Here is a 23,929-nt window from a genome sequence, read left to right as displayed (position 1 = left end):
CCTGACTCTCCGCCTTCAGCTTATCCAAAGCCACCTTCGGCGAAACCATCGGTAGCGTTGCCGCGAAGTGTCTGCAAGGGACAAAGTATAAATCCCCGCTTCCCCTTCTCCCCACCGCGCACATTCGCGCCTTTTTATGATGTATAGATTTATTTTATGTTGTAGTTTTACCTAAAAATAAAGTTGATGAGCAGCCATGCGGCCCCTGCACCCTTCGGGTCTGTGCGCTTCCAGCTTGCTGTAACCTTAAACCTGAACCTGCAGATGAACACGACACAATACGAATTCGGAATGGTTGGCCTTGGCGTGATGGGCCGTAACCTGGCGCTGAACATGGCCGACCACGGCGTTGCGGTGATCGGCCTGGACCTGGACCCGGAAAAAGCCGCCGCGCTCGAGACAGAGGCCGGGGCAGGCAAACCGGTTCGTGGCACGATCTCCGCCGAAGAATTCGTAAAGTCGATTCGCAGGCCGCGCGCGCTCATGCTGCTGGTGCCGGCAGGCAAGCCCGTGGATATGGTTATCGATAGCCTGCTGCCCCTGCTGGAGCCGGGCGATATCATCGTGGATGGCGGCAACTCCTACTTCCCCGACACCGACCGGCGCGTAAAAGAACTGGCCGAGAAAGGCATCCATTTCTTCGGGATGGGTATTTCCGGCGGCGAGAAAGGCGCGCGTTTCGGCCCGAGCATGATGCCCGGCGGCAACCGCGAGGCTTACGAGCGGCTGCGCCCTACCTTCGAGGCCGTGGCCGCCAAGGTAAACGGCGAGCCATGCGTTACCTACCTGGGCAACGGCTCGGCAGGCAATTATGTAAAGATGGTGCACAACGGCATTGAGTACGGCATTATGCAGCTGATCGCTGAAACCTACGACCTGCTGAAGCGCGGGTTAAACTTCTCCGACGAGGAGCTGCAGTCTGTTTTTGAGGAGTGGAACCAGACGGAGCTGCAGTCGTTCCTGATCGAAATCACAGGCGAGATCCTGAAGAAGGAGGACGAGTTCACTGGCAAGCCGCTCGTGAGTATGATCTCTGACAGGGCCCGCTCCAAAGGCACCGGCAAGTGGACCTCCCAAAATGCCATGGACCTGCAGGCCCCCGTTCCCTCCATTGATATGGCCGTGCTGATGCGCGACATGTCCAAGTATAAGGAGGAGCGCGTGGAGGCGGCCAAACTGCTGCCAAACCATACCCTGGGGGCAGGCGCCGCCACGGAGAAGAGCGAACTTGTCAATCAATTGCGGAATGCTTTCTACTTTGCCATGGTGTCGACTTACGCGCAGGGCATGGCACAGCTGCGCCTGGCCTCCGAGGCCTACAACTATGGCCTGCAGCTGCAGGAGGTGGCCAAGATCTGGCGCGGGGGCTGCATTATCCGTGCCGTGTGCCTGGAGGATTTCCGGCAGGCCTACGATAAAAACCCTGCCCTACCCAACCTGCTGCTGGACCCAAAGATCGGAAAGGACCTGCTGGACCGCCAGCAGGACATACGCAGCATCCTGAAGCTGGCCATTGATAAAGGCATCCCTATGCCGGCCTTTATGGCTTCGCTCAGCTACTTCGACGCCTACCGCAGCGAGACACTGCCCACCAACCTGATACAGGCGCAGCGCGATTACTTCGGGGCGCATACTTACGAACGCATTGACCGGGAGGGTCTTTTCCATACCCAGTGGAGCTAATGTAACCGGCTTTTTAAAGCGGAAAATACGAGATCAGAAGAAACCATACTTTACCTTTGCACAGCCACGGGCGGCTGAGACAGCTTTATGCCGCCTTCAATACCTATTACATAACACCCAATGAAAGAAACCCATAAAACGGGCCCTACCATAGCCGTGATATTCGGTGGCACAGGAGACCTGGCAAAGCGGAAGCTCATACCTGCCTTTTACAACCTGTTTCTGGATGGCTGGTTACCCGAGCAGTTCGCCGTCATCGGCCTGGGTCGCTCAGAGTCCGACGACAAGGATTACCAGCAGCACCTCCGCCAGGGGCTTGGCGAGTTCTCGCGCAGCGGCAAGCCAACCGACGTGCAGTGGGAATCCTTCCAGAACTCCATCTACTACCTCTCTTCCGACATCAACGACCCGCAGGCTTACAGACAGCTGGCCGATAAGATCGAGGGCATCGAGGCGCTCTGGGGCACCCGCGCCAACAGGCTGTTCTACCTTTCTGTGTCGCCACGGTTTATTGAGCCCATCACCGTGAACCTGGGGCTGGTGGGCATCGCCAGCAACCCGGAGCACGACCGCATTGTGGTGGAAAAGCCCTTCGGGCACGACCTGGCCTCTGCCAAAGAGCTCAACCAACTGCTGACCCGCACCTTCCAGGAGTCGCAGATCTACCGCATCGACCATTACCTGGGCAAGGAGACCGTGCAGAACATCCTGGCCTTCCGTTTTGCCAACGCGCTTTTCGAACCGCTCTGGAACCGCAACTACATTGAGTACGTGCAGATAACCGTGGCCGAGGAAGTGGGCGTGGAAGACCGCGGCGGCTACTACGAAGGCGCCGGCGCCCTGCGCGACATGATCCAGAACCACCTGCTGCAGCTGCTGTGCATGGTGGCCATGGAACCGCCCATCTCATTTGAGGCCGAGGAGATCCGTAACCGGAAGGTGGATGTGCTGCAGGCCATTCGTCGCCTCTCGCGCGAAGAAGTGGGCAAATATGCCGTGCGCGGGCAGTATGGTCCGGGCTGGATGAAAGGAAAGCAAGTGCCGGGCTACCGGCAGGAGGCCGGCGTAGACCCGGACTCCAAAGTAGAAACCTATGCGGCCATTAAGTTTTACCTCGACAACTGGCGCTGGCAGGGCGTGCCGTTTTACCTGCGCACCGGCAAGCGCATGCAGGAGAAAACCACATCGGTTACGGTGCAGTTCCGCTCGGTGCCGCACCTCACCTTCCCGTCGGCCATGTCGGATAACATCCTGCCCAACCGCCTGATCATCAACATACAACCACAGATGGATATCCGCCTGCGGTTCATTGCCAAGAAGCCGGGCCTGGACATGGCGCTGACGCCAGCCGAGATGGTGTTCGACTTTAACGCCTACTCCCACCAGTCGCAGTCGCCGGAGGCGTATGAGACGCTGTTGCTGGACGCCATGCAGGGCGACGCCACCCTGTTCATGCGCTCCGACCAGGTAGAGGTGGCCTGGGACGTGATCACGCCGATTCTGGAAACCTGGGAATCGCGGCCATCGCTGGAGTTCCCCAACTACCCGGCCGGCATGTGGGGCCCCGAAAACGCGGAGGCACTGATCGCCCGCCAGGGCCATACCTGGACGGTAGCCGTAACAAAGTAAAACCAAAACTAGAAAAGCATCATGGTAACCATTTTCAAAGATACCTCCTACCTGAGCCAGCGGGCTGCCGAGCTGTTTGTGGATGCCGCCCAGGAGGCAGTGCAGAAAAACGGCCGCTTTATAGTGGCTTTAACCGGCGGCTCGTCCCCGAAGGAACTGTACCAGTTGCTGGCAAAGGCCCCTTACAAGGACCAAGTGCCGTGGGAGCAGACCTACATTTTCTGGGGCGATGAGCGCTGGGTTCCTTTAACAGACGACCGTAGCAACTTTAAAATGGCTAAAGAGCTGCTGCTCGACAAAGTGCCCGTGCCGCAGGAGCAGGTCTTCCCGATGTGGGCCGACATGGAGCCGGAAACGTACGCCCTAAAGTATGAGCAGTTCCTCAAAGATCTTTTCAAGGATCAGGCTCCTGCCTTCGATCTTATACTCTTAGGTATGGGCGATGATGGCCACACGGCCTCTTTGTTCCCGCACACCGGGGTGCTGCAGGAGCAGGAAAAATGGGTGGATGCCTATTACTTGAAGCCGCAGTCCATGCACCGCATCACGCTCACAGCACCGCTCCTCAACCAGGCAAAAAGAATTCTGTTCATGACCTTTGGGGAGAACAAGGCCAGGGCGCTGCACGAGGTGCTGGAGGGAGCGCGCAACCCGCAGGAGTTCCCATCGCAGCTTATCAGTCCGGAGCACGGCGAAATCTACTGGTTTGTGGATGACAAAGCCGCCTCACGGCTGGAAAAGTATAAATAAATATGATCGGCAGCCTCTTCGTCTTACGGAGGGGCTGTTGTTTTATAGGTTGGGATGTACATCCATGAGACTGCATATAAACTATTAACCGGGGCATCCCTCCTGCCCAAACTCCCCAGCCTGCAGCAACAGGAGAGGGAGCCTGAGTAGTATCGGGCCAAACCACCCCTGCCCCTCTGCTTCACCCCTCCCCAACCCTCCCCTAAAAACAGGGGAGGGAGCCTGTAATTACTTTTGCCAAAGTATGAGTTTCATAGCTGCAGTTCTCGCGCGGACAGATCGCGACCTATCCCTACAAGTATAAATCTACCTCCGCAGAGAAGTGAATTATACTTGATGTTATACTTTATTGTCATCTCGAGCAGGGCGAGAGATCTATCTGGAATTCTAAAGAGATCTCTCCCGAAGGTCGAGATGACAATTTAGCGACGGCTATCGAACCTGTGCCTGGGCATTGCCTCTGCAGGCGGTCATCATCCTCCCGCCCCCTTCAAAGGGGGACTTTAGTTCAAGCTGCATAGCAGGTGGCTATCGAATCTGATCCCAGCCTTTGGGTTGAGCGCCTTGTGAGATTCCGGTGCCCGTAAGGGCATTGCGACGTCAGGAGCAAAGGGAGGGAACACAGCGCGATGCCCGAAGGCGAGCCCTCTCGGGCTTGAGAGCACCAAAGTCGGAAATGCAACTATAGGCTTGTGAGGCTGGAGGATGAACGGCAGCTAGCAAGTATAGCTTGGTTTAAATAGCAGAAGGCGGCGGCTCATGGAAGTATAAATCAAGTATGAAAGTATGGCTTACGCGGATTAGGAAATCCGCAGCAGCAGTGGTTCCGGACAAGGATGTCCGGAACAGCAAGTATAAAGAGGCACAAGCGGACGCTTGCGCCAGAGAAAGTATAAACCGGCAAGTATAAAAGTAAAACCCAGCCATAAAGTATGCTTTTCAACCTTACAGAAGGTTAGATTCAAAGTATAAATACCCTTATCAACCCAAAAACAGGAAGCACGTTTAAGCACTTGAACCTAAACCATATACATATGAGCCTGATACTTACAAAAACCTTAAGCCTCGCCATCGCCATACTTTGTGCTGTCTCCCCACACACGGCCACGCAGCCGGGAAACATGGCACAAACCGGGCAGAAAGCGCAGCAGCAGGAGGCACTGAAAGGAGCCTGGCAACTGAGCTCCGGCTCCGGCCAGTTTGCCACATTGCCCAAAGGCGCCCAGGCCGTGGCCATGCTGGAGGATGGTTATTTCACCGTGGCCTACTTCAGCGAGGCAGACAGGAAATTCATGGGCACCTTTGGCGGCACCTATACTTTGCAGGACGGAAAACTGACACAGCATTTCGAGTACAACACCCTAGACACGGCCGTGGTAGGAACCTCCCACACGCTTGGCTATATGTTGCAGAACGGACAGCTGCAGCTAACCGGCGACAACCTGAAGCAAACCTGGAGCAGGGCTGACAAGACCACCGACTCTCCGCTGGAAGGCACCTGGCGCATTACCGGCCGCGCGGGCGAGGATGGCAAGGTGAACCCGATCCATACCTCCGGCACCAGAAAAACGCTCAAGATTCTTTCCGGCGACCGCTTCCAGTGGATTGCCTTCGATAGCGGCACCAAGGCGTTCTCCGGCACCGGCGGCGGCACCTACACCGCTGAAAACGGCACCTACACCGAAAATATCGGGTTCTTCTCCCGCGATTCCAGCCGCGTGGGGGCGAGCCTGAGCTTCAACTTTGAGGTGAAGGACGGCAAGTGGCACCACAGCGGCACCAGCAGCACCGGCAAGCCCATTAACGAAGTATGGGAGCGCCTGTAAATCACCCGGAAAGAGGGGCCGGATTCCTACTTGTTTTACCCGACGACGCAGGCCCTACAAAAAAATTAAGCTGTTTTTATCGGCACAAAAGTGGTTTTGTAAAATATTTATCGTACATTGTAAGAAATAATGAACAAATACACCGCCAAATATGTAGTAGGTGTATAATAATCAACATAATATGAATCAAGGAACAGTAAAATTCTTTAATGACTCGAAAGGGTTTGGGTTTATTAAGGAAGCAAATTCAGATCAGGAGTACTTCGTACACGTATCAGGATTGGTACACGAGATCAGAGAAAATGACGAAGTAACTTTTGACCTGCAGGAAGGTAGAAAAGGACTAAACGCGGTTAACGTTAAGCGTGCTTAGTTTTAACATACAAGTCATCTCAAAAGAGCCTTACGTTAAGTAGGGCTTTTTTATTTACCTGCGGAGCAGGCACTGCCAGCTGCCCTCCGATCGTTAAACCTTTAAAACACGGCCATGAACAGAAAATACATAGTTGACCCCACCACACGCGAGTACTTATGCGTAGCCTTAAAGAAGGGACAGGATTGGATACCGAACAACCAGGAAGCGCTGCAGGAGTTTATGAGCTCGCGCTCAGAAGAGGTAGGTACTGAGGAAGAGCTGGTTTCCGGCGAGTTTAACGATAACACTTTCTTTGAGAAGTGGATTCGCAACGGCACCAACTACATGTTCCAGTATTAAGGATTTTGAACCCTGCGGGGCGTCCGGCAAGTATAATAAAGAACATCAAAGAGCATTATTGATATATGGGTAGATCACAGGAAACCTTTAGTAAAAAAGAAAAAGAAAAGAAACGCCTCAAGAAGAGGCAGGATAAGGAGCAGAAAAAAGAGGACCGCAAGGCTTCGTCCAACAAGGGACAGGACCTGGAGGATATGCTGGCGTATGTGGATGATGAGGGCAACATAACCTCTACCCCGCCAGATCCGACAAAGAAGCGGAAAGAAGTGAAGCAGGAGGACATCCAGATCGGCGTGCCGAAGCAGGAGGACCTGGAGCCCACGGACCCGACCAGAACAGGAACGGTGACTTTCTTCAACACCTCGAAAGGCTACGGCTTTATAAAAGACAGCGACACGCAGGAAAGCATTTTCGTGCACCAGAACGATTTGAGCGGTCCCGTAAAGGAGAACGACAAGGTAACGTTTGAGGTGGAGCGCGGCCTGAAGGGCCTGAACGCCGTGAATGTGAAGATTGCGTAGCAAAACATGTTAAATCAGTACCTTTCAGTTCCATAGCTGGAAGGCAGGAGTAGCTATATCGGTGCCCCAACGGGCACCTTTTTTTTGTTCCTACTGCAAGGTCTCGCCACGCTGCGTTTATACTTCATGCCGCCCCCGCATCAGCTTCCTGCATCGCCTTTTCAACATATATCTCTTGATCAGCGTATTACCAACACTGCCGGCTGCCAGCACGTTTGCAGGCGCTGCGCCAAACCTAAACTATGGAAAAAAAGATCTATCGAGATGGCTGAAATCAATATTGAGAAAAAGAAGAAGTCTATGTGGCCCTGGTTAATTCTGCTGCTGGTGATTATAGCGCTGATTGTCTGGGCACTGTATGAAATGACGAACGAACCCGATGAGGTTGAGTACCAGGAGGCCCCGGCCACAGGCATGGTGATCCCTGCCGACACGCAGCTCGCTTCGCCTACCCTTACACAAGTATAAAAACGATAATTAGAAAGCAACGCTATGAAAAACGAGGATTTTAGAAACGAGCGCCTGGTGCCGCTAAGCGCCATGAAAGACTATAAAGTGGCCAAGGATAACCCGGACGTGCTGGGCTGGAGAGTGGTTGGGGCCGACGGCGAGAGCCTGGGTATGGTAAGGGACCTGATCTTTGACCCGGCCGCCATGAAGGTGCGCTACCTGGCTGTGCTGGCCGACCGCAGGTTCTTTAACACCGGCGACGACCAGCGGCTACTGGTGCCCATCGGGGTGGCCGCGCTGGACAAGAAAGGCAAAAAAGTGTTTGTGTCTGCCATAGACTCGAACTCGGTAAGCAGCTACCCTGTTTACGCGGGCGGCCCGATCTCGGAGGACTACGAGTACGCCGTGCGCGATTCCCTGCACCGCAACCAGCGAGACGCCATGCCGGGCACCACCACGGAGCACAGGGCAGAGTTCGATGAGGCGCTGCACGAGCAGAAGGTGCGCTCGGGCAACATGCCCTCCGATTTCTACAACGACGCCTCCTTCGACGAGGACCGGTTTTATACTTCGGACCAGGAGGTGTACCGCGAGAAGATTTACTCTACCCGGGATTACGATGAAACGGTAGCGGACACATCCACCACCGACCTGCACCACGAGGATAGAGGACCGAAATCTGTGGAGGACTCCATCTCTACTATTGAAAGGCTGGAGCACCTACGCGAGAAAGGCTCTATTACGCAGGAGGAGTTCATACTTCTGAAAAAGCGCGCGCTGGACCTGTAATCCAGTACAACCAGATTTGTAAAGCCACATTGCCAAAAGCGATGTGGCTTTCCTTTTTTGCGGCGCCCTATACTTCTCTTTCTGGCCATAGGCATACCCGCATTATACTTTTGATGAGGGCGCCGACCGGAGCCTGGGACCGCGTAGAAGTGGTTGCTGCAGACAAACCCGTGGCACTGCGCCGGCGGTTACCGCTCAGCGGCAGGCTTCAGTATTCTAAAGTCTGCGCTGCCTCAGACACAGGTGCCGGACCTGAGCGAAGGGGTCAGCGAACTCAGAGGCAGTACAAAATAGGCAAAAGCTGAACAAGTAGGCAGCGCGGGTGCTAACGGTGTCTGCGCTGTTTTTTTATCCGTACCTTAGCCTACACAAGCGCTTATACGTTGCTACTATGGAAAAACCGAACAGAGACGCCGTACTGCGGCGATTTCCGCAACTGGAGCAGCCCCTGCTCGACGAGCTCCTGCGTGAAAGCACCCTAAAGCAGGTGGAGGCGGGCGACGAGGTGCTGCGCACCGGCCAGTACATCAGGTATACCCTGCTGCTGCTCGATGGCCTGCTGAAAGTATACCGCGAAGACGATGAGGGCAATGAGTTTCTGATGTACTACCTGGAGCCCGGCAACGCCTGCGCCATGTCCATGATGTGTTCGGCCCGCAACGAGCAAAGCCAGGTAAAGGCCAAAGCCGTAGACAAGGCCGAGGTTATCCTCGTTCCGTCGCACCTGTCGGAGCTATGGCTGGGCAAGTATAAGACCTGGCACAATTTTGTGATTGCCTCCTACCGCCAGCGCCTTGAGGAGCTGCTGCAAACCCTGGATAGCATCGCCTTTAAGGCACTGGATGAGCGTTTGCTGTTTTACCTCCGCCGCCATGTTAAGGTAAGCGGCCATGCCGTGCGCCTCTCGCACAAGCAGATTGCCGATGAACTCAGCAGCTCCCGCGAGGTTATCTCCCGACTCCTTAAAAAACTGGAGCAAACCGGCGCCCTCAAGCTGCACCGCAACTACATTGAAGTGTACGACGTGGGGGAAGGAAGTTAGAGAGTAAGAGGGTTGGGGAGTTAGAGAGTTAGAGAGTTAAAAAGTTAGAAGGTTAGAAAGTTGGCAGGGCGGGTCTTTTAGGAAAAGAGTATACTTTATACTATACTTTTGGCTGTATGATGTGAGATAAGTTTGGCGTTTCCAACCATTACTGATGTCCAGCTATTTATTAAGCTATCCAGCTATAGTTGATGTCCAGCCATTGTTGGTGTTATCACCAACAATTTTATACATCCGGGGACTTACAGCCAGCATGAGTGTTATCATCAACAAGCATACTTCTGGAATAATTGGCCTGCTGCTGAACTTGCTCCAGGCCCTTTATACTTCCAGGCTCATTTGTTTGCTGATGAAAACACACAACAAGGGCGCCTGAATGTGTTTTATAAAGTATAAAGTTTAGTTTATACTTTATATCTTCGGCTGCTTAAAAGAGTATAAGGTTCTACATTAATCCCATCACTAGAAGAAGTAATGCTTTCAACACCTGCAAACAAGAAGTATACTTACCACGAAGAACCACCTCCTAAACTCTCTAACTCCCAAACTTTCTAACTTGTGTGACAACAGTCACGGATGCGGGTGGCCAGGGGCAGTACCTTTGCAGCAGAACTTACAAGACAAATTATAATGGAAATTATTGGATACGTAGCCGCACTTTTCATCGGGCTTTCGCTTGGCCTGATAGGAGGAGGCGGCTCCATACTTACGGTGCCGGTGCTGGTGTACATGATTGGCCTGAGCCCCGTTATCTCAACGGCCTACTCCCTCTTCATCGTGGGCCTGACCAGCCTGGTGGGCAGCTACAAGTTCTATAAAAACGGGCTGGTAAGCCTGAAAACGGCCGTAGTGTTTGGCATTCCCTCTATCGTAGCGGTATACCTGACGCGGCGCTACGTGGTGCCGGCCATTCCTGAGCGCATCTTCACTGTCGGCAACCTTATGGTCACCAAAGACCTGATGCTGATGCTGCTCTTTGCCAGCCTCATGGTTTTTGCCTCCATCAGCATGATCAAAAAGAAAAAAACACCCTTACAGCCTGCTGACGAGAACATCGAAACTGTGCCGGCGGTAAGCAGCCCTGGTGCGGGTCATCCGGAACCCCGGTTCAACTATGGCGGCATTCTGGCCGAGGGCCTGGTAGTGGGTACGCTCACAGGCCTGGTAGGGGCTGGAGGCGGTTTCCTGATCATTCCGGCGCTGGTGCTTTTCAGCAAGCTCGACATGAAAATGGCGGTGGGTACTTCGCTGCTCATCATCGCAGCAAAATCACTCTTCGGCTTTGTAGGCGACATCTTCAACTACGAAATCGACTGGCTCTTCCTGGCCATCTTCTCCATCATCTCTATCACAGGCATCTTCGTGGGTACTTTCCTCTCCACCAAGATTCATGCGGATAAGCTCAAAACATCATTTGGATGGTTTGTGCTGGCCATGGGCATCTACATCATCGGTAAGGAGCTTTTCTTTTAAAGCCCAAGTTTTAGGAGCTGAGTGACCACGATGTAATGGCGGGCTTCTTCAATAGTGGCCAGGCAAGAAAGCATGGCCAACTATGACACGAGGGTAGTGCTTGAGTTCCTGCAGGAAATGGCCTAATGACGTGATCGGCAAACTGGCCTGCGGCCCGTGATGGTTTAACTCCAGATCACCTATACTTTCTCCGGGATGATGCCGATGAGGACACCTTCTGTTTTGATGAGGTTTGCTGCCCGATCTCGTTTATGGAGCCAGGAGGCACCCCTATAAAGCGAAGGAGGCACTGCGGGCGCAGGAGGAGAATACACGTATAACAGGGAGCGTAAGACCGTGAGGAATTACACAGGGGCTGACCTTTATTAATCTATTATTGACTATATTTACACCAGACATCAACAGAAAAACAGCATGTATACAGGATTACAGCATTTACACTCATTCATGAGCTACCTCGTACTGTTAGGTTTGCTCGTAAGCATTGTGGCCGCGCTGGCTGGCTGGTTTGGCAACAAGAACTTCAGCGATAAGGATAGGAAACTGGGCCTGCTGGGCCTCATTCCGGTGCACCTGCAGTGGGTTTTCGGCGTGATTTTATACTTTGTGTCGCCACTGGGTTTAGAAAACTTCTCCGGCGAGGCCATGGGCGATTCTACTTCCAGGCTTTACATACTGGAGCACCCGCTGACCATGATCATCGCCGTTATCCTGATCACGGTGGGTTACTCGCGCGCCAAGCGCCAGATCGGCACCGACAACAGAGGCTTTAAGAGCATTGCCATTTTCTACGGCATCGGCCTGATCCTGATCCTGAGCCGTATTCCATGGAACGCCTGGCCAGGCAACTAAGGCCGGTTAAAGTATAAAACAGAACAGCCGCTTTGCCCCTTGGTAGAGCGGCTGTTTTTTTGTTGCGTCTTTCCAGTTCTGCTGTTCCGGGCCCAACCACCCCTGCCCCTCTGCTTCACCCCTCCCCAACCCTCCCCTAAGAACAGGGAGGGAGCTATACTTGCTGCTTTAATCCAAGTATACGTTGCATTGCTGCTGCCCTTGCGCGGACAGTTCGCGACCTGTGCCTGCAGAGTATAAACCTCTCCCCAACCCTCTCCTTTTATCAAGGGCTCCTACCCCCAAAACAGGAGAGGGAGCTCGGCTTCTGTTGTATAGATCATACCTGTTTTACAGAACCACTATTTCTACTATCTTACTTATCCATAAGTGTCTTCACATCTGAGCCCAGCTGAAATGAAACAAGAAAGTCCTCTACTCCTGCCCTTCGGAAAAAGTCTTTTCGCTTTTCTTTGTCTTGTATTTCTTATTGCTCCAATGGCAGCACACAGCCAGAAAAGCAAAATGAAGTATACCGTGTCCATGGATACACCTTCTTCGCAAGCCTTTCAGGTAAGGCTGGAGTACAGCGGGGCAACCAAAGATTCAGTTGATTTTAAGCTACCGGTCTGGACGCCGGGCTACTACCAGATACTGGACTATGCGGACAACCTGGAGAAATTCAGGGCCACCGGAAAGAGAGGCAAACCGCTAAAGTGGAAAAAGACCTCGAAAAATGCATGGCGCGTGTACAATCCCTCACATGCTGCTATCACACTCACTTACGATATAAAAGCTACCACTCATTTTGTAGCGAAGAACTATCTCGATGAAACCCGTGGCTACATTTCACCCGCCGGCATGTTTTTGCATATAGCCGGAAAACTTGATCATCCTGTAACCCTTACTGTAAAACCATACAAAGAGTGGCAGGATGTTGCCACCGGGCTAAATACCATTCCCGGAAAAGAACACCAGTACGTTGCAGCTAATTTTGATATACTGTATGATAGCCCCTTGCTGATCGGTAATCTCGAGCGTCTGCCTGAATTTTATGTTGAGGGTATACCACATCGCTTCGTCGGTTACCAGTTAGGTGAGTTTGACCGGAAGCAGTTTATGGAGGACCTTAAAAAAGTAGTAGAAACTGCCAGCAACCTGATAGGCCACATTCCTTATGACCACTATACTTTCATTGCCATAGGTCCAGGCAGAGGGGGGATCGAGCACCTGAACTCTACTACCATCAGCTTCAGCGGCGCAGCGTATAACAACCCGCAAAGCCGGCTTGGCATGTTAGATTTCCTCGCCCATGAGTACTTTCATCATTACAATGCAAAACGCATCCGCCCCATCGAGCTCGGCCCTTTTAACTATGACAGGGAAAACAAAACCAATATGCTTTGGGTGGCGGAAGGCGCGACCTCTTATTACCAGTATCTGATTCTGCAAAGGGCAGGACTGATGAGCAGTACAGAAATGATCGATGCGCTTCGCAGCCATTTAACCTCTTACGAAAACAAACCCGGCCGGCTTTTCCAGTCTGCGACACAGGCCAGCTATAACACCTGGTCTGATGGACCTTTTGGCCGTACAGAGGATGAGTTTAACAAAACTGTGTCTGTTTATGATAAAGGGCCAATCCTGAATATGCTGCTGGATTTCAAGATCAGGCATGCGTCCGGAAATGCAAGATCCCTGGATGATGTGATGCGTTTTCTGTACAATGAATATTATCTTAAACAGGGACGCGGCTATACAGAGGCAGAGTATTGGGAAGTATGCGAGCGCATGGCAGGCACACCGCTTGAAGAGTTAGCAGCCTATACTGCTACTGTTAAACCAATTGATTACAAAAAATACTTTGCCTATGCCGGTTTAGATATAGACACGGCTACCACAGAGGTGCCGGGTGCCTATACCGGAATAGTTACAAAACAGACAGGCGACACACTGCTGATAACCGATATAGATTATAAATCGCCTGCCTGGGAAGCAGGGCTGCGAAGAAAACAGCATATAGCAGCGGTAAATGGACTGAAAGCAACAGACCAGGAGGTGCCTAAACTAATGAGCCAGCTGAAGCCGGGAGACACCGTACAACTTTTAATTGCAGATAAGGGAGAAAAACGCCTCGTGCAACTTACAGCAGGAACAAAAAAGGTGAAGAACTACAACATCAGCCCTGTACCCGACCCAACACCCCTGCAACACAAGATTCTGAGCACCTGGCTCGGTGAGCAAGTCAATTGAAACGGATCAGCGGCGGCTGGAAAGTATAAACCAGCAAGTATAAAACTCAAGTTGCGATTACCCCACCCCTACCCCTCCAGGGAGGGGAACTTTGCAAAGGAGTAGGTGATTCCCCTCCTCAGAGGGGTTAGGGGTGGGTGGACACCTCCACCAAATTAGTAAATCGCAACTTAGGTTATAAAGTATAGCCGAAGTATAAAAAGGTACGGGCTACAAGCCCGAGCCCGCGGGAGTACACCTTATGGCTTTTTCCTGCCCTTGTTGGTGTTATCACCAACAAGCGATACATCAGCAGCTTTTAAAGTATAGCTTTCCAGGCATGCCGGTTTGCTCAAAAAGGCGTAGGCTGAATGCCAGCGGCGGGAAGTTAGTTACCATCACTCCCAAAGTATAAATTAACCGTTTGCAGGCTTGAACAAGATCGTTTATACTCTCATTACTCACTACCGTAAATCCAACAAAGTCACTACCCAGCGCCTGTTTACGGAAAAAGGTTTTCAGGATACAATAATAAAACTTATATATAGGTTTTAGTAAATAACCGCGATGTGCTGCCACCTTAACCCAGCCAACCCACCTGGCAAGGCGGCACTTCTTTAACATTTGAGTAGCGTACCATGATAACGTTTATACTTTCCCTGATCGGAGTTTTCGGAACCCTCACCATACTGGCCTACCTGCGGCAGGTGGAAGACAAGATGCCGGAACTGCTGAAGCAAATGGAGGAGCCTGAGTGCCGGGTCTACCACCTGCCGCATCACCACAAAGGCCGCAGGAAAATGCGCCACAGCCTTATAAAGATTAAACGGTACTACCGTCGCACGCGCACCACCTCCCTGCTGCGTCGCGGGGATGCCAGATAAGCCGGTGCGGCCGGGCTGTTGAAACGTTCAACTTATACTTCCTCACCAAGTTTTAAAACCGGAGCGTAGCCACCACAGGCAAATGGTCGGAGGCATAGCGCTCAGGGATAACCTGCTGCGACACCACCGTGAAGCCGGATGCCTTGGTGAAGGCGATAAAATCGATGGCGCGGGTCGGCACGTCAACGGGAATGGTGGGCGCGCAATCGGATTGGCAGGTGCGGGTAAATGCCTTGTCCAGTTCTGTGATGGCCCGGCTCTCGGGCAGGTCATTAAAGTCGCCGGCAAGTATGAAAGGCAGCTGCTCGCGGGCGGCAAAGCTGTTGATGGTCTGCACCTGCTGCAAGCGGTTGGCGGCGTTCTGCACATCCAGGTGGGTACTGCCGAAGCGGATCGCTCTGCCGCCGGGAAGGGTGACTTTGGCAGTGGCCAGCACGCGGTCTTCAGCTTCCGGCGCGGCATCTTCGGGCAGCAACACCAGATTAGTTTCACTGAGCGGGTATTTGGAAAGTATAGCCACACCATACGCGCCGCCGCCAAAATCAATAGCGCGGGCAAAGTAGTAGTGCATGTCCAGTTTTTCGGCCAGGGCGGCTGCCTGATTTACATTGCCTGAGCGGCTGGTGTTCACGTCTACCTCCTGCAGCGCCACCAGGTCCGGGTTCTGCTCCCGGATAACGTGGGCAATGGCCTCCAGGTAGATCACACCTAGCTGGCTGGGCGGGTTGGCATGGTGGATGTTGTAGCTCATGACCCGAAGTTCCGCTAAATCCGCCTGTGTGGCAGCCGTTTTACCCGCGCAACCCGACAGGGCCACGCTGGCGGCAAGTATGAAAGTATAAAGTATAGCAAGAGACTTCATGGTATAAATATAGCTGGTGTTCCTGCCCGTAAGCTAGAAAATATATCAGGCTTATGCTATACTTTCATACTTCAGGCACGGGTACTGCTCTACCTGCCATTGCAGTGCTGCCAGCCGACCATGCTTATTCAGCACTATTTCCTCTTCCGCAACATACCCGAACGCGCATACCATACCCTGCACACAGGAGGTCGCTAAACGCATCCCCCTCACGGCTAGGATCATACCCCATCAACCTGTTCCTCTTCCGGCCTGGTATTCCATAGAACAATATGCGATCATTCGTAGGGGCAGATCGTGACTTGTCCCTACGAAATATTTTAAATAATCTATATATTTCTCTATCCTTTTCTGTACCTTGAAAGCTGTTTAAACTACGAGTACAACATATAAATGGCCAAAACCACTACCCTATCCGCTAAAGCAAAGGCGGACATCGATTTTGAAAACGAACTCTGGAATGCCGCCAACGAACTGCGAGGCGCTGTAGCCGAAAACCAGTACAAAGACTACGTGCTCTCAACTGGCCGCTACGTAGGCTCCGAAGCCGAGGAAGACGATGGCGTTCCGTCTTAAGAGAAGATGAAAGGGCTGACTACAGAACTGGCCGCTCAGTTTGAAGAAAGCGTACTGCTGGAAAAGCGGATTCGGGAGAATCTAGGCGGAATTGGGTTTGGGAAACCCAAGTTAAGTCTATCATAAGTATTATCTTATTAGATATATTATAAAAATATTTAAATTAAAACATGAGAATCAACTCAATTAAAATTGAAAATTTCCGCGCTATAAAGTTTTTAGAGCTTAATGAATTGTCTGACGCAATAGTTGTAGCAGGTCCGAACGGAAGTGGTAAATCAAGTATTTTTGATGCGATCCGTTTATTAAAATCTGCATATGGAGAATATTTCCAGAATGAATTTCAGTCTTGGTTTGCTGAATTTCAAATCAATTTCCAAAGGATACACCAAGAAGGGCATCGTCTATTGAATGACCCTACTAAGCCATTCAATATACATGCAGAATTCAAATTAAGTACCAAAGAGAAAGAGTACATAAGAGAAAATTGCCGTAGTCTTGCATTTAAAAAAATAAATTCTAACCAACATTCTCACCATCCTGAATTTAATCAAATGCTGCACCCTATGGAGCAGCAGGGGTTAATAAATGATACGGTCCAGAGTATTGAACAAGAAATTTTTAAAGATGTCTTTCCTGCTCATGTGTGGATGTTACCAAGTGGTGAGATGAGTTTTGATCCATCTCCAGTTTTAGAGTTACTTTTTAGTACATACGAGCCACAAAGCCTTGGTGTGATAGAGTACCAAGGAGCAAGCAGAAACTATGTAAGGGAACAGATCGGAGGTATAAATCTACAAGTAACTGAATTTTTACAGAGGAATAGCCAGCACGCTCTTTATAATACACAGAATAAATATCACGGTGTAAAAACTGAAATGGCGCAGTCTTTTATCCGCCAATTACTAGCAGAAAAAGCTGGAATTACTATACCTAAAGAGGAAGACTTAAAACAAACACTCGACGAGTTATTTAGTATTTTTTTTCCTAGGAAAAAGTTCCTAGGCGCAATTCCAACACCTGATGGTGGATTAAGCTTTCCTGTCGAACTTGAAAATGGTGCACAGCATGACATCAATGAGTTAAGCTCTGGAGAGAAAGAAGTACTGATAGGTTACTTAAGACTAAGAAACAATGCTCCTAAAAATTCAATGATTCTTATTGATGAACCAGAACTCCATCTCAATCCTAGGCTAATTAGAGGCTTACCAAGGTTTTATCAAAAGCACTTAGGAGAAGCTCTTGACAATCAACTCTGGTTAATTACACACTCAGATACTCTCTTGCGAGAAGCAGTAGAAGAACCAGCTTATACTGTTTATCACATGCATTCATCTTATACAACAGAAGATGGATCAAACCAGCTTGTTCCAATTGCTGCTTCTGGAGAGATGGAGAGAACTGTGATTGATTTGATGGGAGACCTTTCAACATATAGCCCTAGGTCTAAAGTTATACTTCTTGAAGGTGAAGATTCAGAAGTAGATGCCAACATACTTAAAGAGCTTTTCCCAAACTTTGTTGAAAACGTCAACCTTGTATCAGTAGGTAGTAAAAATCGAGTTGGTGTTGTACATGACATACTAGAGCGTGCAGCTCAAGGAGGAAGGCTAAGTGCTCAGTTCTATTCGATTGTAGACAAAGATTTTGAAGGAAATGATTTAGTTGAGAGTAATAGAAGATTTAAGTGGGATGTCTATCATATAGAAAATTACTTACTGGTACCAAAGTTTATACAGGAAGTAATGAAAAGCTTGATGCTAGGCAAAGAAGTACCAAATGAGGATCAAATAAAAGAATCTTTGAAAATATGTGCTGAATCAACAGTTCCCAGTATGGTAAGAATTAAGTTGGAAAGCATTGTCAATAGAGAATTAGTAAACTGTATATCAACTAGGTTTGACCCTAGAACCTCATTACCAATTGGTTTTAGAGAAGCAACTGAAAGATCTTTTGAACGAATGACCAGAGCAGTTGAAAAACTTTCAGCAGATTATTTATCTGCTGAAGAACAAAGAATAAAGGCTGAATTTACTACTGCACTTGAGGATGATAGTTGGATTAGTAAGTTTAGAGGTAGAGATACTTTGAAAGAATTCACATCTCGGCATCAACAGCAAATCAAAGTCCCTTATGAGACTTTTAGGAATCTAATTATCAACAGAATGAGAGATGCTGAATATGCGCCAGAAGGAATGGCTAGAGTTATCGAGGCTATTCAAGGTTAACTAAAAGTAGCAAGCCGGAAGACATTTCTCATTACAAAGACATATAAGCTACTTTATTCAATTAAGCCTAAATTCCTTTTTAAGAAATTTTTTATTAAACAAATAATAGATAAACAAATAAAAAATGAGAGAGACTGTAACTGTACTATCACTTGAAGAATGCAAATTTTCCGCCATTGTTGGTGTTATCACCAACAACTAAACCACGATAACCCCAGATGCATGAGCAGCAGCACATAGCCTTCTTCACCGCCACCATACTGGATTGGAAGCACCTGCTGAAGCCGGACAAGTATAAAGCTATCATCCTGAACAGTCTACGGTTCTTGGTGGAGAACAAGCGGGTGAAAGTATTTGGTTTTGTGATCATGCCCAACCACCTCCACTTGCTATGGAATATGGAGGAGCCACACAAGCGGGAAGATGTGCAGCGGGATTTCCTGAAGTACACGGCACAGCAGATAAAATTCGATCTAAAACAGCATCATCCTGCTGTACTGGAGAAATTCCGTGTGGGAGCAAAGGACCGGCAGTACCAACTGTGGGAGCGAAACCCGCTTTCGATTTACTGCAATTCTATTGCTGTTACGGAACAGAAACTGGACTATATTCACAACAACCCGGTTCAGGAGAAGTGGCAGCTGGCGGCGCTACCGGAGGAGTACACCTATTCCTCTGCCCAATATTATTTTGAAAATATAGATAAATTTGGATTCCTGACACATTACAGGGACTGATGCGCTAGCCTACAGATTAAGTTGTTGGTGATAACACCAACAACGGCGGGAGTTATCAACCAACAAGATAGATGTTGTGCTGGCCGAACTGAAGCAGGAGTTCCTGTATAACTCCGGCACCGACCTGTAACTCCGGCACCGACCTGCACCAGCGCAACCACGCCTTCCACCTCAAGCTCAGCAAAGGCATAAGTAAAACCTGGAAAGACGCCCACGGCAAACAACATTTCGGCCACTTCTACCCGATCGACTACGACGATGTGCACCAGAACGAGTTTCTGGTGGTCAACCAGTTCACCATCATCGGCAAAAGCAAGCGCATCCCCGACCTCATCATTTTCGTGAACGGCCTGCCGCTGGTGCTTTTCGAGTTCAAGAACCTCTTCAGCCAGGACGCCACCGTAGAAGCCGCCTACAACCAGGTGCAGCACTACACCTACCAGATTCCGCAGCTCTTCGAGTACAACGCCCTCACCATCGTCAGCGACGGCCAGACCACCCTGCACGGCATGTACAGCAGCGGCCTGGAGTGGTTCGCTGCCTGGAAAAGTATAGACGGCCGCGAGGTAGTGAACGATGGCTTTGCCCTGGAAACCCTCATCAAAGGCCTGCTCGTGCCCGAGCGGCTATTAGCTTACCTGCGCCACTATATCTTCCACGAGCTCGACAAGGGCCAGCTGATCAAGAAAGGCGCCAAGTACCACCATTTCTTCGGCATACAGTACGCCCTGCAGCAAACCCTGCAGTCGGTAAAACCCAACGTCGACGGCCGCATTGGCGTGGACTGGCACACCACCCGCTCCGGTAAAAGCATTACCATGGCCATTTACACGGGTATCCTGCGCCAGCTGCCCGAGCTGAAGAACCCGACCATTGTGGTGCAGGTAGACCGCTTCGACCTGAACCGCCAGCTCTTCGACTATTTTGTGGCCGCCAAAGACCTGGTAGGCGACGTGCAGATTGCCAACACCACCGATAAGTTGCGCAGCCTGCTGAGCGGCGAAGGCGGTGGCGTGGTGTTCTGTACCGTACAGAAGTTCAACCTCAAAGACAACGCCACCGGACGCGAGCTGGAGCACTCCGTCCTGAGCACCCGCGACAACATCATCGTGATTGCCGACGAGTGCCACCGCACACAGTACGGTCTGATCCAGGGCTTTGCCAACAACCTGCGCCGCGCCCTGCCGCAGGCCAGCTTCATAGGCTTTACCGGCACCCCCGTGGATAGCAAAGACGCCGACACCGTAGCTGTGTTCGGCGACATCATCCATACCTACGACATCCGCCAGGCCACCGAAGACAAAGCCGTAGTGCCCATCTACTACGAGCCGCGCCTGGCCAAGATGCACCTGGGCAACGCACAGCTCGAAGAAGAAGCGGAAGAAATAACCGGCGGTCTGGAAGAGAACGAGAAGAACCGCATTCTATGGGCTGCCATGGAAGACGCCGCCGGTTCCAAAGAGCGCGTGGAAGCCATTGCCCGCGACATTTTACAGCATTATACTTTGCGCGAGAAAAGCCTGAGCGGCAAAGCCGATCGTGTGCATGAGCCGCCGCAACTCCGTGAAGCTCTACGATGCTTTCAACGCGCTCGAAGGTTGCCCCGAGGTAGCTGTGATCATGACCACCAACATCGCCAAAGACCTGGTAGCCTGGAACCCGCACGTGCGCAGCAAAGAACAGATGGAAAGCATCAAAGCCCGTTTCAAAGACCCGGATGATGCGCTGAAGCTTGTAATCGTACGGGACATGTGGCTCACCGGCTTCGACAATCCTGCACTCCATACCTTGTATGTCGACAAAGTGATGAGCGGCCACAACCTGATACAGGCCGTCAACCGCGTCGCCACCGTGTTCCGTGACAAGCCCAGCGGCCTGATCGTAGACTACATCGGCATCGGTGACAGGCTACGGGATGCGACAAAGAAGTATACGTCGGCAGGCGGTCAGGGCTAGGTAGCCTTTGATGTGGAAGAGGCGTTTGAGCTGGCGAAGGAAACGATTGATTTGCTGAAGGAAATGCTTCCGGGAGGGGAAGTGAAGCTCACTGGTATAAATCATCCCCCTACCCCCTTCAAAGGGCGACTTTTGACTACTGCCACTTTAACAGTTGATGGCAATAGTTCAGATTCAGATCAGCAAAAAATTGATTTAGAAAACGGTACTGCGAACAAGTCCCCCTTTGAAGGGGGTAGGGGGATGACAAAGGCCGCCGAAGAAGCAGGAACGTTTACTACAAAACAGGCAACTGACACGACAGAAAAAGGGAAAGATGGGTTCAGCATGAATAATCCTCCCCCTACCCCCTCCAAAGGGGGACTTTGAGTTTTTCCTTCAGTGCACGCGGCCATTCCTTACTTTCCGGCAGTACCTAAAACGGAAAAATTCAAACTGGTACAGCATGCCGTGAATCATCTTGTTGCCGATGATGAAGGATGCAACTCCTTCCTGCTGAATGAGAAGAAAATGAGCAGCCTCGCTCCTATCATCAAGAGCCACGAAAGTATAAACTTACTGGCCGCCGACATCATTTACCTGCAACACGTAGGCGCGGCGCTGCGGAAAGCCAAGAACCCGGAGCGTAATGTCAAAAAAGCAGCTACACAGGTAAAAGACCTGATCCACCGCTCAATTCAAAGTGAAGACGTGGTAGACGTGTTCCAGATGGCCGGCATTGCCCGCTTCGACATCTCCATCATCAACGACGATTTCCTGGCTACTGCCAAGGCACAAAAGACCGGCAACGAACTGAAACTGGAACTCTTGCGCCAGATCATGAACGACGAGATAAAAGTACGTTCTGCCAAAAACCTGGTTAAGTATAGAAAGCTAAAGGAGGAAGTAGAAAAGATCATAGCCGACTACCACAACCACTTCTTCGACAGCCTGGTAGCCATGGAGAAACTGCGCGAAGTAGCCAAACAGATGCAGGAAGAAGACGAGCGCCGCAACCAGTTGGGCCTAACCGAAGAGGAAGAAGCTTTCTACGAGATCCTGGCCAAGCACCCCAATGCCGTGCAGGACTTCGACCTGATCAAAGAACTCGTGCAAAAGATACTGGCCCAGGTAAAGAAGAGCGCCTCCCAACCCGGCTGGTACAAAAAAGACGATACCAAAGCACAACTTCAATTAGCAGTAAAGTCTGTATTGCGCTTCAAGGTAAAAGCCGAGCTGCAGGAGATTCTGGATGAGATCATGGAGCAGGCTGAGGCGCGGTATAAGCAATGGGGTGTGAGCGTTGCTTAGCGATTTTACTGGCAGAATTTACTCTCCATCGTGACAATTTAGCAAGCTTCTTCTGATTGTTATTAATAGCGATAAGATGGCAGCTAAAAATAGATATTTAACCAGCCTCTTTACTTTGTTGCGGACTGCACTTGTTCAGTCCGCAACAGTATTGTATGCACTGATTTTTTCTTATAAAAAATTTCTAGAAGTGAACATAAGACCTCGCGGTGTCCGAAGGTCACGCGAGCATCTGTTGCTTCCAACGCCCGCTTTTGAATGAAACGTTAACCTAAACTCCTGTCCCTGCAAAGCATCGTCTCTACTGAAGTAAGGCTAGACCCTTAGCGCGATTCCGTGCAGCTGCTTTCCGGCGCAGCAGTTGCACAGTACCCGCCTGATCTACTTCCACAGGAATTTAAATTTACTATTTCCCAGCGCCCGCTTTTCGTACTTCTATTTGCCCGTTCGTTACCCGTACATCAAAGTTTGGCTGGGGCTCTGTGGCCGGGCCATGCACGACGCTGCCGTCTTCCAAGGAGAAGATCGAACCATGCCAGGGGCACTGCACACTACCATCTTCCAGCAGCTTTCCTTCTGAAAGCGGGCCGCCCAGGTGCGAACAAGTATGAGCCAGGGCAAACAGCTTTCCGTTTTGGCGGGCAAGCAGCACGTTCACGTCTCCGGCTTTCAAGCAGCGCATCTTTCCTTCTTCAAGCTCCTTGTCCGCTAGCACGGGCACAAAGTCTGTCGGATAGGTATCAGCCGTTGCCGTATGATCTACGCCCACTTGCATGCCATAGGAAAGATGCCCGCCCAGGTAGGCGCTGAAGCTCACAATTCCATACCCGAGCATGGAGAGGCCGATAGCCGATCCGCGTGTTTTCTTCTTGCGGCGCAGCACCAGCGAAGTGGCATAGAGTGCGGCAGCCCCAACGTTGAGCATGCCATGCATCAGGCCTACTTTTCTTCTTTCCTTCGTGGTTCCACTCCAGTCGGTAAGGCCGGTTACGGCTGCGCCCATGGCGCCTACCAATCCTACAGCCACAGCCGCATCGGCTCCGGCTTTATACTTCTTCTTGCCCATCAGCTCCATGCTGTCCAGCACGGCAGCTGTCGTCCAGGCGCCCACCGGCACGTCCGTAAGGGCTGGGTGAAGCGGGTGCCCCAGCCAGGTGCCGTGCAGCGCGTCTTTAACCTGCAGGCCAGCTTCGCCGCCTGCTTTGAAAGCGTTTATAACGGCAGGGTGCACCTTGTCGCCTGCTTTCTGCAGCCACTCCTGCGCTTCGATTGCGTTGATGATAGAATTCTGCTCCATATGCTATTTCTTTTAATGTGGTGACGGTATTCTCAGCAACGCATTTTTATAAAGGAGGTTGATGTGATCAGGCAGTTTAGCATCGCTCTGCTGCTGCATGAGCAAAGGAGAAGGCCAAACGTGGTATAGGCGTAGGGAAAATCAATGTATAGCAGACA

25 protein-coding genes are annotated in these 23,929 nt (G+C 51.0%); 21 read left to right on the top strand and 4 right to left on the bottom strand.

Annotated elements, in window-relative coordinates:
- The first annotated feature begins 186 nt into the window (after positions 1-186).
- From gndA to pgl, 3 genes are all read left to right on the top strand, one after another.
- Complete coding sequence (gndA, locus tag A3841_RS12260) at positions 187-1,683, top strand: NADP-dependent phosphogluconate dehydrogenase (protein WP_317042484.1); 1,497 nt, start codon at positions 187-189, stop codon at positions 1,681-1,683.
- 120 nt (positions 1,684-1,803) lie between these two features.
- Positions 1,804-3,312 (top strand): glucose-6-phosphate dehydrogenase, encoded by a 1,509-nt coding sequence (gene zwf / locus A3841_RS12255; protein ID WP_073852564.1) that lies wholly within the window; start codon positions 1,804-1,806, stop codon positions 3,310-3,312.
- A gap of 21 nt (positions 3,313-3,333) precedes the next feature.
- Entirely contained in the window at positions 3,334-4,062 is a 729-nt protein-coding gene (pgl, locus tag A3841_RS12250) for a 6-phosphogluconolactonase (protein WP_073852563.1), read from the top strand.
- A 735-nt stretch (positions 4,063-4,797) separates the two neighbouring features.
- Here the strand turns inward: pgl and A3841_RS20040 are convergent.
- On the bottom strand, positions 4,798-4,989 hold the full coding sequence (locus tag A3841_RS20040; protein ID WP_139307945.1) for a hypothetical protein: 192 nt from the start codon (positions 4,987-4,989) through the stop codon (positions 4,798-4,800).
- Positions 4,990-5,096: 107 nt separating this feature from the next.
- Between A3841_RS20040 and A3841_RS20530 the strand changes: the two genes are divergently transcribed.
- The 11 genes from A3841_RS20530 (at position 5,097) to A3841_RS12190 (ending at position 14,825) form a co-directional block, all read left to right on the top strand.
- Entirely contained in the window at positions 5,097-5,888 is a 792-nt protein-coding gene (locus tag A3841_RS20530) for a membrane or secreted protein (RefSeq protein ID WP_206073082.1), read from the top strand.
- Positions 5,889-6,069: 181 nt separating this feature from the next.
- Positions 6,070-6,261 (top strand): cold-shock protein, encoded by a 192-nt coding sequence (locus tag A3841_RS12240; protein WP_073852562.1) that lies wholly within the window; start codon positions 6,070-6,072, stop codon positions 6,259-6,261.
- A gap of 114 nt (positions 6,262-6,375) precedes the next feature.
- The gene (locus tag A3841_RS12235) at positions 6,376-6,603 is read left to right on the top strand and encodes a hypothetical protein (protein WP_073852561.1); all 228 of its coding nucleotides are present in this window, start codon (positions 6,376-6,378) and stop codon (positions 6,601-6,603) included.
- Between the two features lie 65 nt (positions 6,604-6,668).
- Positions 6,669-7,124 (top strand): cold-shock protein, encoded by a 456-nt coding sequence (locus A3841_RS12230; RefSeq protein ID WP_073852560.1) that lies wholly within the window; start codon positions 6,669-6,671, stop codon positions 7,122-7,124.
- Positions 7,125-7,388: 264 nt separating this feature from the next.
- A complete protein-coding gene (locus tag A3841_RS20030) occupies positions 7,389-7,592 on the top strand; it encodes a hypothetical protein (RefSeq protein ID WP_139307944.1) in 204 nt (67 codons plus the stop codon).
- 24 nt (positions 7,593-7,616) lie between these two features.
- Positions 7,617-8,363 carry a PRC-barrel domain-containing protein gene (locus A3841_RS12220; RefSeq protein ID WP_073852558.1) on the top strand — a complete coding sequence of 249 codons (747 nt, stop codon included), beginning with the start codon at positions 7,617-7,619 and terminating at the stop codon, positions 8,361-8,363.
- Positions 8,364-8,754: 391 nt separating this feature from the next.
- On the top strand, positions 8,755-9,405 hold the full coding sequence (locus A3841_RS12215; protein ID WP_073852557.1) for a Crp/Fnr family transcriptional regulator: 651 nt from the start codon (positions 8,755-8,757) through the stop codon (positions 9,403-9,405).
- Between the two features lie 630 nt (positions 9,406-10,035).
- On the top strand, positions 10,036-10,878 hold the full coding sequence (locus A3841_RS12210) for a sulfite exporter TauE/SafE family protein (protein ID WP_073852556.1): 843 nt from the start codon (positions 10,036-10,038) through the stop codon (positions 10,876-10,878).
- A gap of 447 nt (positions 10,879-11,325) precedes the next feature.
- Complete coding sequence (locus tag A3841_RS12205; protein WP_083610320.1) at positions 11,326-11,730, top strand: hypothetical protein; 405 nt, start codon at positions 11,326-11,328, stop codon at positions 11,728-11,730.
- Between the two features lie 396 nt (positions 11,731-12,126).
- Positions 12,127-13,962 carry a M61 family metallopeptidase gene (locus A3841_RS12200; RefSeq protein ID WP_073852554.1) on the top strand — a complete coding sequence of 612 codons (1,836 nt, stop codon included), beginning with the start codon at positions 12,127-12,129 and terminating at the stop codon, positions 13,960-13,962.
- Between the two features lie 617 nt (positions 13,963-14,579).
- Positions 14,580-14,825: a hypothetical protein gene (locus A3841_RS12190; protein WP_073852552.1), complete on the top strand. Its 246-nt coding sequence runs from the start codon at positions 14,580-14,582 to the stop codon at positions 14,823-14,825.
- 52 nt (positions 14,826-14,877) lie between these two features.
- Here the strand turns inward: A3841_RS12190 and A3841_RS12185 are convergent, their stop codons facing one another.
- Positions 14,878-15,687, bottom strand: a complete 810-nt coding sequence (locus tag A3841_RS12185) for an endonuclease/exonuclease/phosphatase family protein (protein ID WP_073852551.1) — start codon at positions 15,685-15,687, stop codon at positions 14,878-14,880.
- 51 nt (positions 15,688-15,738) lie between these two features.
- Positions 15,739-15,891, bottom strand: a complete 153-nt coding sequence (locus tag A3841_RS20305) for a hypothetical protein (RefSeq protein ID WP_170866183.1) — start codon at positions 15,889-15,891, stop codon at positions 15,739-15,741.
- A 189-nt stretch (positions 15,892-16,080) separates the two neighbouring features.
- On the opposite strand from A3841_RS20305, the gene A3841_RS20525 reads away from it, so the two are divergent.
- The 7 genes from A3841_RS20525 (at position 16,081) to A3841_RS12160 (ending at position 22,474) form a co-directional block, all read left to right on the top strand.
- Positions 16,081-16,263 carry a type I restriction-modification system subunit M N-terminal domain-containing protein gene (locus A3841_RS20525; protein WP_073852550.1) on the top strand — a complete coding sequence of 61 codons (183 nt, stop codon included), beginning with the start codon at positions 16,081-16,083 and terminating at the stop codon, positions 16,261-16,263.
- A gap of 170 nt (positions 16,264-16,433) precedes the next feature.
- Positions 16,434-18,491, top strand: coding sequence for an AAA family ATPase (locus A3841_RS12175; protein ID WP_073852549.1), 2,058 nt, complete (start codon positions 16,434-16,436; stop codon positions 18,489-18,491).
- Between the two features lie 218 nt (positions 18,492-18,709).
- Positions 18,710-19,228 (top strand): transposase, encoded by a 519-nt coding sequence (locus A3841_RS12170; RefSeq protein ID WP_073852548.1) that lies wholly within the window; start codon positions 18,710-18,712, stop codon positions 19,226-19,228.
- 107 nt (positions 19,229-19,335) lie between these two features.
- The gene (locus A3841_RS12165; RefSeq protein ID WP_317042486.1) at positions 19,336-20,949 is read left to right on the top strand and encodes a type I restriction endonuclease subunit R; all 1,614 of its coding nucleotides are present in this window, start codon (positions 19,336-19,338) and stop codon (positions 20,947-20,949) included.
- Positions 20,912-21,184 carry a type I restriction enzyme subunit R domain-containing protein gene (locus tag A3841_RS20625; RefSeq protein ID WP_235861385.1) on the top strand — a complete coding sequence of 91 codons (273 nt, stop codon included), beginning with the start codon at positions 20,912-20,914 and terminating at the stop codon, positions 21,182-21,184. The genes A3841_RS12165 and A3841_RS20625 overlap by 38 nt, the downstream gene beginning before the upstream one ends.
- Before the next feature lie 12 nt (positions 21,185-21,196).
- A complete protein-coding gene (locus tag A3841_RS20620) occupies positions 21,197-21,553 on the top strand; it encodes a hypothetical protein (RefSeq protein ID WP_235861384.1) in 357 nt (118 codons plus the stop codon).
- Between the two features lie 12 nt (positions 21,554-21,565).
- Positions 21,566-22,474: a type I restriction enzyme endonuclease domain-containing protein gene (locus A3841_RS12160; protein WP_073852547.1), complete on the top strand. Its 909-nt coding sequence runs from the start codon at positions 21,566-21,568 to the stop codon at positions 22,472-22,474.
- A 406-nt stretch (positions 22,475-22,880) separates the two neighbouring features.
- Here A3841_RS12160 and A3841_RS12155 read toward each other — a convergent pair whose 3' ends face one another.
- Positions 22,881-23,771 carry a Rieske 2Fe-2S domain-containing protein gene (locus A3841_RS12155; protein ID WP_073852546.1) on the bottom strand — a complete coding sequence of 297 codons (891 nt, stop codon included), beginning with the start codon at positions 23,769-23,771 and terminating at the stop codon, positions 22,881-22,883.
- Positions 23,772-23,929 lie beyond the last annotated feature (158 nt).

The sequence above is a fragment of the Pontibacter flavimaris genome, from assembly GCF_001907195.1.
GTDB classification, from domain to species: domain Bacteria; phylum Bacteroidota; class Bacteroidia; order Cytophagales; family Hymenobacteraceae; genus Pontibacter; species Pontibacter flavimaris.
Note: the sequence above shows the minus strand (reverse complement) of the source record. Positions and strands in the feature narration are given on the sequence as shown.

What these genes read in the sequence shown, in the direction of transcription:
- gndA (WP_317042484.1), top strand. Translation starts at nt 187, where the DNA reads ATGAGCAGCCATGCGGCCCCTGCACCCTTCGGGTCTGTGCGCTTCCAG.
- zwf (WP_073852564.1), top strand. Translation starts at nt 1,804, where the DNA reads ATGAAAGAAACCCATAAAACGGGCCCTACCATAGCCGTGATATTCGGT.
- pgl (WP_073852563.1), top strand. Translation starts at nt 3,334, where the DNA reads ATGGTAACCATTTTCAAAGATACCTCCTACCTGAGCCAGCGGGCTGCC.
- A3841_RS20040 (WP_139307945.1), bottom strand. Translation starts at nt 4,989, where the DNA reads ATGGCTGGGTTTTACTTTTATACTTGCCGGTTTATACTTTCTCTGGCG.
- A3841_RS20530 (WP_206073082.1), top strand. Translation starts at nt 5,097, where the DNA reads ATGAGCCTGATACTTACAAAAACCTTAAGCCTCGCCATCGCCATACTT.
- A3841_RS12240 (WP_073852562.1), top strand. Translation starts at nt 6,070, where the DNA reads ATGAATCAAGGAACAGTAAAATTCTTTAATGACTCGAAAGGGTTTGGG.
- A3841_RS12235 (WP_073852561.1), top strand. Translation starts at nt 6,376, where the DNA reads ATGAACAGAAAATACATAGTTGACCCCACCACACGCGAGTACTTATGC.
- A3841_RS12230 (WP_073852560.1), top strand. Translation starts at nt 6,669, where the DNA reads ATGGGTAGATCACAGGAAACCTTTAGTAAAAAAGAAAAAGAAAAGAAA.
- A3841_RS20030 (WP_139307944.1), top strand. Translation starts at nt 7,389, where the DNA reads ATGGCTGAAATCAATATTGAGAAAAAGAAGAAGTCTATGTGGCCCTGG.
- A3841_RS12220 (WP_073852558.1), top strand. Translation starts at nt 7,617, where the DNA reads ATGAAAAACGAGGATTTTAGAAACGAGCGCCTGGTGCCGCTAAGCGCC.
- A3841_RS12215 (WP_073852557.1), top strand. Translation starts at nt 8,755, where the DNA reads ATGGAAAAACCGAACAGAGACGCCGTACTGCGGCGATTTCCGCAACTG.
- A3841_RS12210 (WP_073852556.1), top strand. Translation starts at nt 10,036, where the DNA reads ATGGAAATTATTGGATACGTAGCCGCACTTTTCATCGGGCTTTCGCTT.
- A3841_RS12205 (WP_083610320.1), top strand. Translation starts at nt 11,326, where the DNA reads ATGAGCTACCTCGTACTGTTAGGTTTGCTCGTAAGCATTGTGGCCGCG.
- A3841_RS12200 (WP_073852554.1), top strand. Translation starts at nt 12,127, where the DNA reads ATGAAACAAGAAAGTCCTCTACTCCTGCCCTTCGGAAAAAGTCTTTTC.
- A3841_RS12190 (WP_073852552.1), top strand. Translation starts at nt 14,580, where the DNA reads ATGATAACGTTTATACTTTCCCTGATCGGAGTTTTCGGAACCCTCACC.
- A3841_RS12185 (WP_073852551.1), bottom strand. Translation starts at nt 15,687, where the DNA reads ATGAAGTCTCTTGCTATACTTTATACTTTCATACTTGCCGCCAGCGTG.
- A3841_RS20305 (WP_170866183.1), bottom strand. Translation starts at nt 15,891, where the DNA reads ATGCGTTTAGCGACCTCCTGTGTGCAGGGTATGGTATGCGCGTTCGGG.
- A3841_RS20525 (WP_073852550.1), top strand. Translation starts at nt 16,081, where the DNA reads ATGGCCAAAACCACTACCCTATCCGCTAAAGCAAAGGCGGACATCGAT.
- A3841_RS12175 (WP_073852549.1), top strand. Translation starts at nt 16,434, where the DNA reads ATGAGAATCAACTCAATTAAAATTGAAAATTTCCGCGCTATAAAGTTT.
- A3841_RS12170 (WP_073852548.1), top strand. Translation starts at nt 18,710, where the DNA reads ATGCATGAGCAGCAGCACATAGCCTTCTTCACCGCCACCATACTGGAT.
- A3841_RS20625 (WP_235861385.1), top strand. Translation starts at nt 20,912, where the DNA reads ATGGAAAGCATCAAAGCCCGTTTCAAAGACCCGGATGATGCGCTGAAG.
- A3841_RS12155 (WP_073852546.1), bottom strand. Translation starts at nt 23,771, where the DNA reads ATGGAGCAGAATTCTATCATCAACGCAATCGAAGCGCAGGAGTGGCTG.